The organism is Enterobacter chuandaensis (genome assembly GCF_039718975.1).
In the GTDB taxonomy this organism is placed as follows: Bacteria; Pseudomonadota; Gammaproteobacteria; order Enterobacterales; family Enterobacteriaceae; genus Enterobacter; species Enterobacter chuandaensis.
The window spans coordinates 3241543-3253879 of the sequence record NZ_CP097173.1; the positions used below are offsets into that span (position 1 = coordinate 3241543).

The 12337-nt window shown below is 60.0% G+C and carries 11 protein-coding genes; 5 read left to right on the plus strand and 6 right to left on the minus strand.

Translation table 11 applies throughout. The features are described from left to right. Positions 1-14 precede the first annotated feature (14 nt). Positions 15-1067, minus strand: a complete 1053-nt coding sequence (glpQ, locus tag MX657_RS15680; protein WP_346806131.1) for a glycerophosphodiester phosphodiesterase — start codon at positions 1065-1067, stop codon at positions 15-17. An 11-nt stretch (positions 1068-1078) separates the two neighbouring features. Next, a complete protein-coding gene (gene glpT, locus MX657_RS15685) occupies positions 1079-2431 on the minus strand; it encodes a glycerol-3-phosphate transporter (protein WP_028013908.1) in 1353 nt (450 codons plus the stop codon). A 250-nt stretch (positions 2432-2681) separates the two neighbouring features. On the opposite strand from glpT, the gene glpA reads away from it, so the two are divergent. Genes glpA through glpC form a run of 3 tightly spaced genes read left to right on the plus strand, consistent with a single transcriptional unit; the run spans position 2682 to position 6704 of the window. After that, complete coding sequence (glpA, locus tag MX657_RS15690) at positions 2682-4310, plus strand: anaerobic glycerol-3-phosphate dehydrogenase subunit A (RefSeq protein WP_346806132.1); 1629 nt, start codon at positions 2682-2684, stop codon at positions 4308-4310. Further along, on the plus strand, positions 4300-5514 hold the full coding sequence (glpB, locus tag MX657_RS15695; RefSeq protein WP_346806133.1) for a glycerol-3-phosphate dehydrogenase subunit GlpB: 1215 nt from the start codon (positions 4300-4302) through the stop codon (positions 5512-5514). The genes glpA and glpB overlap by 11 nt, the downstream gene beginning before the upstream one ends. Beyond that, entirely contained in the window at positions 5514-6704 is a 1191-nt protein-coding gene (gene glpC, locus MX657_RS15700) for an anaerobic glycerol-3-phosphate dehydrogenase subunit GlpC (protein WP_080328573.1), read from the plus strand. The genes glpB and glpC overlap by 1 nt, the downstream gene beginning before the upstream one ends. 34 nt (positions 6705-6738) lie before the next feature. Here glpC and MX657_RS15705 read toward each other — a convergent pair whose 3' ends face one another. From MX657_RS15705 to tctD, 4 genes are all read right to left on the minus strand, one after another. After that, positions 6739-7938 carry a nicotinamide mononucleotide deamidase-related protein YfaY gene (locus tag MX657_RS15705; protein WP_346806134.1) on the minus strand — a complete coding sequence of 400 codons (1200 nt, stop codon included), beginning with the start codon at positions 7936-7938 and terminating at the stop codon, positions 6739-6741. A 93-nt stretch (positions 7939-8031) separates the two neighbouring features. Next, the gene (locus MX657_RS15710) at positions 8032-8571 is read right to left on the minus strand and encodes a YfaZ family outer membrane protein (RefSeq protein WP_080328571.1); all 540 of its coding nucleotides are present in this window, start codon (positions 8569-8571) and stop codon (positions 8032-8034) included. 128 nt (positions 8572-8699) lie between these two features. Further along, positions 8700-10109: a sensor histidine kinase gene (locus MX657_RS15715; protein WP_346806135.1), complete on the minus strand. Its 1410-nt coding sequence runs from the start codon at positions 10107-10109 to the stop codon at positions 8700-8702. After that, positions 10096-10770: a transcriptional regulator TctD gene (gene tctD, locus MX657_RS15720; RefSeq protein ID WP_119915451.1), complete on the minus strand. Its 675-nt coding sequence runs from the start codon at positions 10768-10770 to the stop codon at positions 10096-10098. Before tctD ends, MX657_RS15715 begins: the two co-directional genes overlap by 14 nt. Positions 10771-10911: 141 nt before the next feature. On the opposite strand from tctD, the gene MX657_RS15725 reads away from it, so the two are divergent. Both MX657_RS15725 and MX657_RS15730 read left to right on the plus strand, forming a co-directional pair. Beyond that, positions 10912-11892 carry a Bug family tripartite tricarboxylate transporter substrate binding protein gene (locus MX657_RS15725; RefSeq protein ID WP_080328569.1) on the plus strand — a complete coding sequence of 327 codons (981 nt, stop codon included), beginning with the start codon at positions 10912-10914 and terminating at the stop codon, positions 11890-11892. A gap of 11 nt (positions 11893-11903) precedes the next feature. Further along, positions 11904-12335, plus strand: a complete 432-nt coding sequence (locus MX657_RS15730) for a tripartite tricarboxylate transporter TctB family protein (RefSeq protein WP_080328568.1) — start codon at positions 11904-11906, stop codon at positions 12333-12335. Positions 12336-12337: the final 2 nt, after the last annotated feature.

Here is a 12337-nt window from a genome sequence, read left to right on the forward strand (position 1 = left end):
TTACGGCCCTTTTTCTATTTTAAGAACGTCACCGCTTTATCCGGGAAATCCGTAAACAGCCCGTCCACGTCCGCCTGCTTATACAACACCTCGTAAAGCTGATTCACGTCCGTGGCATACGGCGGCAGCTGGTCTGCACGCACCGTATAAGGATGCACCTGCATCTTGCTGGCGTGCGCCTCTTTCACCATCGCCGTCAGCTTCACGTGGCCAGGCGTTGAGCCTTCCGCCACCAGCATGTGGTAATCCGGCCCGATGCCGTCGGCGTACTGCGCAATCTGCTTCATCGCGCCTGGCTTAAACATCCAGTCGTAGTTGTAGTTCACCCACTTCCCGTCCGGCTGCTTCTCCTGGGTTTCGTTCCAGTCGGTATAGGCAATCAGCTGTACCAGATTGAGATCCATCCCCATCTTCGGCTCCAGCTCGGTTTTAATACGCTTCAGCTCGGCGGCATCAAAACACTGCAGGTAAACTTTGTCCTTCTTGCTGGTGTAGCCGTACTGTTTCAGCACCTCCAGCGTCTTCGCGGCAATGTCCTTCCCTTCCTGATGGTGGAACCACGGCGCTTTGATCTCCGGGTAGATGCCGATATTTTTCCCGGTCGAGTGGTTCAGCCCCTGAACAAACTCAATCTCCTCCTGGAAGGTATGGATCCGGAAGTCAGATTTGCCCATCGGGAAGCGGCCCGGATAGACCTGCACCTTCTTGCCGTTTTCAATCTCGAAGCCTTCGGTAAACTTCAGGGAGCGGATTTCATCCAGGGTAAAGTCGATGGCGTAGTAACGGCCATCTTTGCGCGCGCGGTCCGGGAAGCGCTCCGCCACGTCCGTCACGCGGTCAAGATAGTGGTCATGCAGGACGACCAGCTGGTCGTCCTTGGTCATCACCAGATCCTGCTCCAGATAATCCGCGCCCTGCGCATAGGCCATCGCTTTCGCCGGCAGCGTATGCTCCGGCAGATAGCCGCTGGCACCGCGATGGGCGATAACGATTTTATCCGCCGCCAGCGCGGAGCCTGTCATCAGGCCTGCCAGCAGCATACCGGTTGCTAATTGAGTTAACTTCATCGCAATGCTCCTTATTGACGACGCGCCAGCACTTCCGCGTGGTGACGTTTCTCGCCGATCATCACAACCACCAGCAGCAGAACCGCCAGCACGCTGCCGCCAATCATCACCATAAAGCCGCCGTCCCAGCCGAAGAAGTCAACGGTGTAGCCCACGATGGCGCTCGCCGCGACCGAACCGCCCAGGTAGCCGAACAGACCGGTAAAGCCTGCCGCCGTGCCCGCCGCTTTTTTCGGCGCCAGCTCCAGCGCGTGCAGACCGATCAGCATCACCGGACCGTAAATCAGGAAGCCGATAACGATCATACAAGCCATATCTACGGACGGGTTGCCCGGCGGGTTGAGCCAGTAAACGACAGTGGCGATAGTCACCAGGGTCATAAAGAACACGCCCGTCGCGCCGCGGTTGCCCTTGAACACTTTGTCCGACATCCAGCCGCAGATCAGCGTGCCCGGGATCCCGGCGTATTCATACAGGAAATAGGCCCAGGAGGATTTATCCAGCGCGAAGTGCTTCACCTCTTTCAGATAGGTCGGGGACCAGTCGAGGATGCCATAGCGCAGCAGGTAAACGAACACGTTCGCCACCGCGATGTACCACAGCAGCTTGTTCGGCAGCACGTACTTCATGAAGATCTGTTTCGCGGTCAGCTCTTCTTCGTGCTTCTCGCTGTAATCATCCGGATAGTCGTTTTTGTACTCTTCAATTGGCGGCAGGCCGCAGGACTGCGGCGTATCGCGCATCAGCGCAAAAGCAATAATCGCCACCAGAATAGCGCCAAAGGCAGGCATGTAGAGTGCCGCGTGCCAGTCGTTGAACCAGGCCATCCCCAACAGGAACAGCAGAGGCGGAAGCCCGCCCCCGACGTTATGCGCGCAGTTCCACACCGATACAATGCCGCCGCGCTCTTTCTGCGACCACCAGTGCACCATGGTACGTCCGCACGGCGGCCACCCCATCCCCTGGAACCAGCCGCAGAGGAACAACAGCACGAACATAATCGCAATACTGGACGTCGCCCACGGCACAAAGCCCATGAACAGCATCACCGCCGCGGCCAGAATCAGACCGGCGGGCAGGAACACGCGCGGATTCGAACGGTCCGACACAGAGCCCATGATGAATTTCGAAAAACCGTAGGCGATAGAGATCCCCGACAGCGCGAACCCCAGATCGCCGCGGGAGAAGCCCTGCTCCACCAGATACGGCATGGCAAGCGCAAAGTTTTTACGTACAAGGTAGTACGCCGCGTACCCGAAGAAGATCCCGAGGAAGATTTGCCAACGCAGACGGCGGTAGAGAGGATCGATCTCTGCCTCTGGCAGTCGCGCCCGATGCGGCGCAGGTTTGAAGATACTGAGCATAACAGCCTCCGTGGCCTTTCAAAAAATGACCAGGCATCTCGCGCCCGGTTACAGAGGCGGGGATGTTAAAAAAACATGCGCTTTGTTACTGTGAATCAACGCACAGATTGTTACAGAAATATGACAGAATGCGCAAAAAAGCGCATGAAATCACGTTTCAGTTTCGAATTTCGCGCGTTTATGTTCGAAATCAAACAAACCACACGATCTATGTGGCTAAATGCTAAAAAACGAACATAGAGGAAAGGCAATGGCAATCCACGATCCACGCTATAGCGATGTGATTATCATTGGCGGTGGCGCAACCGGCGCCGGCATCGCACGCGACTGCGCCCTTCGCGGCTTAAGCGTCACGCTGCTGGAGCGCCACGATATCGCCACGGGCGCAACCGGACGAAACCACGGCCTGCTGCATAGCGGCGCGCGGTATGCGGTTACAGACGGTGAATCCGCGCGCGAATGTATTGCTGAAAACCAGATCCTCAAGCGTATCGCCCGTCACTGCACAGAGCCGACCGACGGCCTCTTTATTACCCTTCCTGAAGATGACCTCGCCTTTCAGAAGACCTTTATTACCGCCTGTACCGCAGCGGGCATTCAGGCTGAGGCCATGGATCCGGCACTGGCGCGGCGGCTGGAGCCGTCGGTGAACCCGGCGCTTATTGGCGCGGTGAAAGTCCCCGACGGCACCGTTGACCCCTTCCGCCTGACCGCCGCCAATATGCTCGACGCTCGCGAACATGGCGCGCGCATTCTGACCGGGCATGAAGTGACCGGACTTATTCGCGAAGGTCATCGCATCTGCGGCGTGCGGATCGTTGATACGCAATACAACGAACACAGCGAACTGTATGCCGCCGTGGTGGTCAACGCGGCGGGGATCTGGGGGCAGCGTATTGCGGAATACGCCGACCTGTCGGTGCGCATGTTCCCGGCAAAAGGCTCGCTGCTGATCCTCGACCACCGCATTAATAACCACGTCATCAACCGCTGCCGCAAGCCGTCTGACGCCGATATCCTCGTGCCGGGCGACACCATTTCGTTAATCGGCACGACCTCAACCCACGTGGACTACGGCGAGATTGACTACAACCGCGTGACCGCCGAAGAGGTCGACATTCTGCTGCGCGAAGGGGAAAAACTGGCGCCGGTGATGGCGCAGACGCGTATCCTGCGCGCCTACGCGGGCGTGCGTCCCCTTGTCGCCAGCGATAACGATCCGAGCGGACGTAACGTCAGCCGCGGCATCGTGCTGCTCGATCACGCCGAGCGCGACGGCATGGACGGGTTTATTACCATCACCGGCGGTAAGCTGATGACCTACCGCCTGATGGCCGAGTGGGCGACCGATGCCGTCTGCCGCAAGCTCGGAAATACCGAACCGTGCGTTACCGCAGAACAGCCGTTGCCGGGATCGCGCCAGTCTACCGAAAAAACGCTGCAGAAAATCATCTCCCTTCCCGCGCCGCTGCGCGGGTCCGCGATTTACCGCCACGGCGACAGAACGCCGCAGTGGCTCGGTGAAGGAAGATTGAGCCGCAGCCTGGTGTGCGAGTGCGAAGCCGTTACCGCGGGCGAAGTGCAGTACGCGGTAGAGAACCTGACGGTTAACAGCCTGCTGGATCTCCGCCGCCGCACCCGCGTCGGAATGGGAACCTGCCAGGGCGAGCTGTGCGCCTGTCGTGCCGCCGGGCTGCTGCAGCGTTTTCACACCACCACCGCCACCCAGTCGCTCGATCAGCTCAGCGCGTTTTTAAACGAGCGCTGGAAAGGCATTCAGCCTGTCGCCTGGGGGGATGCCCTGCGCGAAAGCGAATTTACCCGCTGGGTCTATCAGGGGCTTTGCGGTCTGGAGAAGGAGCAACACGATGAAATTTGATACCGTCATCGTCGGCGGCGGGCTGGCAGGCCTGCTCTGCGGCATCAAACTCACGAAGCAGGGACTGCGATGCGCCATTATCACCCGCGGCCAGAGCGCCCTGCATTTTTCGTCAGGCTCGCTGGATCTGGTGGACGAAGCGTACCGCGATACGCTGCCGCCGGAGCACCCCTATCACCTGATTGGCGCGCACAACGTTGACCGCTTTGCGCTGGAAACCGAAGCGCTGCTGGCGGACAGCGGCGCGCGTATGAAGGGGAGCACCAGGCAAAATCATCAGCGCATTACGCCGCTCGGCACCCTGCGTTCCTCGTGGCTTAGCCCGGAGGAAGTGCCCGTTGCCCCCTTAACTGCCGCGCGCGTGCGGGTGGTGGGCATCAGCGGCTTTCTGGATTTTCAGCCCCATCTCGCGGCAGCATCGCTCTGTCGCCAGGGGGTTAACGCCGACACGGCGGAAATAGAGCTGCCTGAGCTTGATGTCCTGCGCGATAACCCGAGCGAGTTTCGCGCGGTGAATATCGCCCGTTTTCTGGATAATGAGGACAAATGGCCGCTGCTGTATGACGCGCTCAGGCCGCTCAGCGACAACTGTGACGCCCTGCTGATGCCCGCCTGCTTTGGTTTAAACGACAACCGGCTCTGGCGCTGGCTCTCGGATCGCCTGCCCTGCTCGCTCGGCCTGCTGCCCACGCTGCCCCCTTCCGTACCCGGCATTCGCCTGCACACCCAGCTCCAGCGTCGGTTTGTGGCGCAGGGCGGCGTGTGGATGGTGGGTGACGAGGTGAAAAAAATCACCCTGACCGACGGCGCGGTGAGCGAAATCTGGACGCGCAACCACGATGATATTCCGCTTCGCGCCCGCTATACGGTTCTGGCAAGCGGGAGCTTCTTCAGCAACGGGCTGCTGAGCAGCCGGGAAGGCATTCGGGAAGCCATTATGGGGCTGGATGTTCGGCAGAGTGCCTCCCGCGCGGACTGGTACCAGAGTGATTTCTTCTCGCCGCAACCCTGGCAACAGTTTGGCGTAATTGCCGATAGCCAGCTGCATCCGCAACTTTCCGTTAAACCCGTCGGTAATCTTTTTGCCATTGGCTCGCTGCTGGGCGGTTACGATCCGATCGCTCAGGGGTGCGGTGGTGGAGTTTGCGCCGTCACGGCGCTGTATGTGGCAGAGCAGATTAGCCAGCGCACGGAGGCTGAATAATGAACGACACCCGTTTTGAAAGCTGCATTAAATGCACCGTCTGTACCACCGTCTGCCCGGTCAGCGGCGTGAACCCGCGCTACCCTGGGCCAAAGCAGGCCGGGCCGGACGGCGAGCGCCTGCGTCTGAAGGACGGCAAGCTGTATGACGAGGCGCTGAAATACTGCATTAACTGCAAACGCTGCGAAGTCGCCTGCCCGTCGGATGTGAAAATCGGCGATATCATCCAGCGCGCCCGGGCGCGCTACAGCACGCAAAAGCCGACGCTGCGCGATGCTATCCTGAGCCATACCGATTTGATGGGCAGCGTCTCAACGCCGTTTGCCCCGCTGGTGAATGCCGCGACCTCACTCAAACCGGTGCGTCAGCTGCTGGATGCGACGCTGAAGATAGACCATCACCGCAGCCTGCCGAAATATTCCCACGGCACCTTCCGTCGCTGGTATAAATCCGTCGCGGCGGAGCAGGCGCAGTATGACGATCAGGTCGCCTTTTTCCACGGCTGCTATGTGAATTACAACCATCCGCAGCTGGGAAAAGACCTGCTGAAGGTGCTGAACGCCATGGGAACGGGCGTACAGCTGCTCAGCAAGGAGAAGTGCTGCGGCGTGCCGCTGATTGCCAACGGGTTTACCGATAAAGCGCGCAAGCAGGCTAAAAGCAACGTCACCTCCCTGCGCGAAGCGATTGTCGATAAAGGCATGCCGGTGCTGGCGACGTCGTCCACCTGTACCTTCACCCTGCGCGATGAGTATCCGCACCTGCTGGACGTGGATAACACCGGCCTGCGCGAGCACATCGAGCTGGCAACACGCTTCCTGTGGCGCAAGCTCGACAGCGGTCAGACGCTGCCGCTGGGGACATTGCCGCTGAAAGTGGTGTATCACACCCCGTGTCATATGGAGAAAATGGGCTGGTCGCTCTATACGCTGGAGCTGCTGCGGTTAATTCCGGGGCTGGAGCTGACGGTGCTGGATTCGCGCTGCTGCGGCATCGCAGGCACCTACGGCTTTAAGCGTGAAAACTACGAAACCTCGCAGGCGATTGGCGCCCCGCTGTTCCGCCAGATTGAAGAGAGCGGCGCGGATATCGTGGTGACGGACTGCGAAACCTGTAAATGGCAGATTGAGATGTCCACCAGCAAGCGCTGCGAACATCCGATCAGCCTGCTGGCGAAAGCGCTGGGGTAAGCATTGCCGGGGCGAGAGCCCCCCGGCAAACGCATCATTCAATGAACAGCGAGTCCACGACGTTAATCCACCCGTGCTCGCTGGCAACCTCTTTACCGTTCAGCCAGCGGCGCAGCATGTTCAGCGCCATCATTGCACACACCTCCTGACGTACCGCCAGGCTGTGTCGCGTGATGCTCATTTTCACCCGCAGCGCATGCGTGCCCTCCGGCGTTGCCAGCGCAAAATTAAGATGTTCCTCATCCAGCCCGCCGACAAACAGCGCCAGGCCGGCAAAGTGTTTCACCCTTCTCTCGGAAGCCCAGCGCGCGGTCTGCGCCAGCGTCTCCTGCTGGAACGGCACCACCTCACTGGCAAGCAGCGGCGCGTTGACGCGCGACAGCTGCAGCGCCAGCAGGCCGCCGGTAAACTGCTCGCTTAAGGTCACGCTGAGCTGGCGAGTCTGCAGATGCTTTGCAATCTGCGCGGGTAACCCTTCCGTTCCTTCAAAGATCAGGCTTTCGCCCGCCACGCGCTGCACCTCAGGCCACAGAGCCAGCATCGCCTCTTTTTGCGTAGCCGGTCCTGTTAATTTGAGCTCAATGATCGGCATGGAGGAGCGATAGCCCATGGACACACCCGGCGGCAGCGCAAGGTGGTCAAGGCTCTGAGCGAGATCGCTTTCCGAGCGGCCAAAGGTGGTCAGACGCAGGCACAGCGGAGGTTCAGGCAGAGTAAAACGCTGGCGAAGGCGCGGCAGGATCTGCTGCTCGACCATCACTTTAAATTCAGATGGCACGCCCGGCGTGAAGAACATCAGGCAGCGGTTCAGCTGCATGGAAAACCCGCAGGCGGTACCGACCGGGTTATCGACCAGCTCAGCGCTGGCGGGGATCTCAGCCTGTTTGCGGTTGCTGGGGGCCATAACGCGGCCACGTTCGGAGAAAAAGCGCTCCATCTGCGAAAGCCACGCCTCGTGCAGCACCAGCCCTTCGCCTTTTGCGGTCGCGGCGGCCAACGCACTGAGATCGTCACTGGTGGGGCCGAGCCCACCGTTCACAATCAGCACGTCGCACTGTTCACTGCGCTCACGCAGGATGCTGACCAGTGACTCAAGATTGTCTCCCACCGTATTGCGGCGCGTTAACGGTAATCCTTGCTCAAAGAAAAGATCGGCAAGCCAGGCTGCATTGGTATCGATAATCTGTCCGTGCAGCACTTCGTCGCCGGTGGATAACATCTCCACGTTAATCATTGTGTTCTCCCGCTTATTTGGTCAAAACACTATAGCGCAAACGCGGGGTGGAGATGAGAGAAACTGGCGCGACGGAACGCCGCGCCGGAACGATTAGAAACCTGCGCTGACGCCCACGTACGGGCCGTCAGCCAGCGCGTTATCGCGGTTGCCGTCTTTGCCGGCCAGGTTCAGGTAACGATAACCCGCTTCGATGGTAATCGGACGCATGATGGTCCAGCGCGCGCCGGCGTTGGCTTCTTCATAGCTGTCGATACCGCTGGAGAGGGAATCAGGCGAGTAGTAGTACTCGCCGAACAGGCCGAAGCTGTCGCCAATTTTCCACTGCAGGCCGCCACCTACTGCCGCCGCGTAACCTTCATCACCGTCGTTCGGGTTGGTATAGATGCCTTTACCGCCGACCGTTGCCAGGAACGGCCCCAGAGGAAGGTTGAGACCGAGGCCGAGGCTTGCCGCGTCGCCGTCGTCATCATTGTGCGTCCAGCCGCCGGTCATCGCCAGGCCGGAGGTCTCCGTACCCATGCCAAAACCGAGGTGGGTATAGTCTTCACCCGCCGAGCCATTAATGCTAATGGCGTTAGCCGCCGCAGATACAACCATCAGGCCGAGGCCCAGTAATGCCACTTTTTTCATTGTCGCGATCCCGCATAATTATAGAGAAGTCCCCAAAACCGCGAGATTTTAACCTGAGTCTCCGGGGGATCAAGCACTCTGCGTGCGACAGACAGGAAGATTGTAACGATTTGAAACTCGCGGCTTTTTTACGTAAGCAGCAGAAAGCGCATTTTGACGCACAGGCCACCCAGCGTTTCGCTGCGGGTCAGCTGCAAATGTCTGCGGTGCAGCCGGGCGATGTCCCCCGCCAGCGCCAGCCCAATCCCGGAACCGGCGGCCTCCCCGACGTTGCCCAGACGGTGGAAAGGCTGCATCGCCTGATGGATCTGATCCTCTTCAATGCCTGGGCCGCTGTCTTCAACGCTCAGCTCAACGGCGCCGCAGTCCACGCGCAGGAAAACGGTCACGGTCCCGCCCGCAGGGGTATATTTAATCGCGTTTTCCAGCAGGTTGGCACACAGCTCGCCCAACAGGACGTCATCGCCTTCGATCGTGACCGGCTGCTGTATACCGTCATACCCCAGATCGATTGCTTTGCTCCGCGCCTGCGCCAGCCGTGAGAAGCAGCAGTTCTGCACCACCTGAACCAGATCCACGGGCGCAAACTGACGCTCTCCCTGCTCTTTTCCCTTCACTGCCGAAAGCTGCAACAGCCGTTCGGTGAGCACGATAGTGTCGTCCAGGGTGGCATTCATTGCCCGCAGGCTCTCCTGCCACAGGGCGGGATCCTGACGAGCGAGGGCGACGGAGACCTGGGTTTTAAGCACCGCCAGCGGAGTTTTGAGCTGGTGCGACGCATCCGCGTTAAAGCGTTCCTGACGCGACAGCACGCCGCGCAGCCGGTCAATATAGCGGTTAAAGGCGACAATCAGCAGCCGGGTCTCCGACCAGGGCAGCAGCTCCGGCAGCGGTGCGAGCAGGCCCGGCTCGCGCCGCACCATCAGAGACGAAAGCTGGCGCATCGGGCGCAGCACGCGGCGCAGCAGCCACGCGGTCAGCACCAGCGTCAACAGCACCAGCAGCCCCTGCGAGACCCAGGATGAAAAGAGCAGCTGGCTGGCGAGATAGCGGCGGGACTGGAGCGTCTCCGCGACGTAAATCTCCGCCATGCCGAAAATATTGGCTTCATTAACCGGCTGCAGCAGGCGCGCGACCCGAATGGCCTGGCCGCGATATTCAGTGTGGTAAAACCACGCCAGCGCCGGATAGAGCGTGGTGCGCGACGTCGCAGGCGGCATCTTCGGCAGATCGTCATAGCCGGAGATCACCCGCCCGTCTGGGTCGACCACCTTATAGTAGAGCCGGTCATTCATGTTGAGCTCGAAGCTGTCGAGCACCACCCACGGTACGTCCACCGCCAGCCTGCCGTTGCGCACCTCCAGCCGCTCGGAGATGGTGCGGGCAGAGGATAACAGCGTGCGGTCGTAAGCCTGCGTGGCCGCCTGCAGCGCGCTGACGTAGCTGTTAAAAGCTGACAATCCCCACAGCAGCAGCAGCGGCAGGCCAAGGAAAAGCAGCAGTTGCAGGTAGAGCGACTGCGGCTTAACCCACCTCATCGCCGCACTCCAGCACGTACCCAAGCCCCCGCAGGGTGGTGATCCGCACGCCGCTGCCGGTCAGTTTCTTACGCAGGCGATGAATATAGAGATCGATGCTTTCAGGGCTGACGTCGTCGTTCAGGCTGAACACCTGGTCGAAAAGCTGCTGACGTGAAACCGGACGGGTCCGGCGGTGCATCAGCACTTTCAGCAGGGAGAGCTCGCGCGGTGTCAGGGAAAGCGGCTCGTCGCGCAGCAGGAAAAAGCCCTCGTCGTCATACTCCAGCTCACCAAGACGCTGGCGCTCCTGCGTCCGCCCCTCACTTCGGCGCAACAGGGCGCGCAGACGTGCGTCGAGCTCCTCCAGCTCAAACGGTTTTGGCAGATAGTCGTCAGCCCCGGCGTTCAGTCCCTTCACCCGATCCGCCACGTTGCTGCGGGCGGTGAGGAACAGGACGGGCAGCGTCTGCCCCCGTTTTCTGAGGCGGTGGACCACTTCCAGGCCGTCAAAACCGGGCATGCCGATGTCCAGAATAGCGACCGCGTAGTTTTCCCCCTGCAGCAGATGGTCGGCGGCACGTCCGTCGGAGACGCAGTCCACGGCAAAGCCTTCCTGCACCAGCGCTTTCTCCAGCCAGTGAGCCAAGTCACGATTATCTTCTGCGAGTAAGAGACGCATGTCACATCCTGTAAAGTTGGTGTCCCGTTGAAAGGGAAATGAAAGGTTATTGTTTTAACAATCACGCAACGGAACCGCTACACGGTGGTTCACATAATCAGAAAAAAGACCCATACCCGTACCCCGGCGTGAGGATAAACGATGAAAAAACAATTACTTTCTACCCTTGCTGCAAGCGTATTGCTGTTGAGTACCTCTGTCGTTCAGGCCCAGGACGCTCCGTCCCGTACCGAATGTATCGCCCCGGCCAAACCGGGCGGTGGTTTCGATCTCACCTGTAAACTCATTCAGGTCAGCATGCTGGAGACGAAGGCCATTGAGAAACCGATGCGTGTCACCTACATGCCCGGCGGCGTGGGCGCGGTGGCCTATAACGCCATCGTCGCCCAACGTCCGGCGGAAGCGGGAACGGTGGTGGCCTTCTCCGGCGGCTCGCTGCTGAACCTGTCTCAGGGCAAGTTTGGCCGTTACGGCGTGGACGACGTGCGCTGGCTGGCGACCGTCGGCACCGACTACGGAATGATCGCCGTGCGTGCCGATTCCCCATGGAAATCCCTGAAAGACCTGCTCACCGCCATGGAAAAAGATCCGAACAGCGTGGTGATTGGCGCAGGGGCGTCTATCGGCAGCCAGGACTGGATGAAAGCGGCCCTTCTCGCCCAGCAGGCGAAGGTTGACCCGCACAAGATGCGCTACGTGGCCTTTGAGGGCGGCGGCGAACCGGTCACCGCGCTGATGGGCAACCACGTTCAGGCCGTTTCCGGCGATCTCAGCGAGATGGTGCCGTACCTGAGCGGGGATAAAATCCGCGTGCTGGCGGTCTTCTCCGAAAACCGTCTGCCGGGCCAGCTGGCGAACGTTCCAACCGCCAAAGAGCAGGGCTATGACCTGGTCTGGCCGATCATCCGCGGGTTCTTCGTCGGACCAAAAGTCACCGATGCCGAGTACCAGTGGTGGGTCGATGCGTTCAACAAACTCCAGCAAACCGAGGAATTTAAAAAACAGCGCGATCTGCGCGGGCTGTTTGAGTTCAACCTGACCGGTAAGCCGCTGGATGAGTACGTCAAGAAACAGGTGAATGACTACCGCGAACAGGCGAAAGCCTTTGGCCTGGCGAAATAACCGGAGGCGCTATGAGCGATCGTATTTTTGCCGGGATATGGCTGCTGCTCTGCATTGGCGGGATGTTTGTCGCCTGGCAGATCCACAGCGAATACAGCTATGAACCCGTGGGACCCCGCCCCTTCCCGATGGGCATCGTCGGCCTGATGCTGCTCTGCTCGGTGGCGCTGCTGCTTCGCCACCCGGACACCGTCGAGTGGCCGCCGCGTCGCATTCTGCAGCGTCTGCTGGTGATGGTGATTGTCCTGCTGATGTATGCCTGGGGCTTTGAATGGCTCGGCTTCCCGGTGGCGACCGCCATTCTGACGATGGTCATCGGCATGCTGTTTAACGCCACCCTCCCCGCGGCGGGGATCTCAGGCGTGGTGATGGGGATTTTACTGTGGTACGCCTTTGACCGCCTGCTGGACGTGACGTTACCGCTCGGCGCCTGGCTTAATTAACG

Excerpts from the sequence above, each read along its gene's own strand:
- glpQ (WP_346806131.1), bottom strand. The coding sequence starts at position 1,067 with ATGAAGTTAACTCAATTAGCAACCGGTATGCTGCTGGCAGGCCTGATG.
- glpT (WP_028013908.1), bottom strand. The coding sequence starts at position 2,431 with ATGCTCAGTATCTTCAAACCTGCGCCGCATCGGGCGCGACTGCCAGAG.
- glpA (WP_346806132.1), top strand. The coding sequence starts at position 2,682 with ATGGCAATCCACGATCCACGCTATAGCGATGTGATTATCATTGGCGGT.
- glpB (WP_346806133.1), top strand. The coding sequence starts at position 4,300 with ATGAAATTTGATACCGTCATCGTCGGCGGCGGGCTGGCAGGCCTGCTC.
- glpC (WP_080328573.1), top strand. The coding sequence starts at position 5,514 with ATGAACGACACCCGTTTTGAAAGCTGCATTAAATGCACCGTCTGTACC.
- MX657_RS15705 (WP_346806134.1), bottom strand. The coding sequence starts at position 7,938 with ATGATTAACGTGGAGATGTTATCCACCGGCGACGAAGTGCTGCACGGA.
- MX657_RS15710 (WP_080328571.1), bottom strand. The coding sequence starts at position 8,571 with ATGAAAAAAGTGGCATTACTGGGCCTCGGCCTGATGGTTGTATCTGCG.
- MX657_RS15715 (WP_346806135.1), bottom strand. The coding sequence starts at position 10,109 with ATGAGGTGGGTTAAGCCGCAGTCGCTCTACCTGCAACTGCTGCTTTTC.
- tctD (WP_119915451.1), bottom strand. The coding sequence starts at position 10,770 with ATGCGTCTCTTACTCGCAGAAGATAATCGTGACTTGGCTCACTGGCTG.
- MX657_RS15725 (WP_080328569.1), top strand. The coding sequence starts at position 10,912 with ATGAAAAAACAATTACTTTCTACCCTTGCTGCAAGCGTATTGCTGTTG.
- MX657_RS15730 (WP_080328568.1), top strand. The coding sequence starts at position 11,904 with ATGAGCGATCGTATTTTTGCCGGGATATGGCTGCTGCTCTGCATTGGC.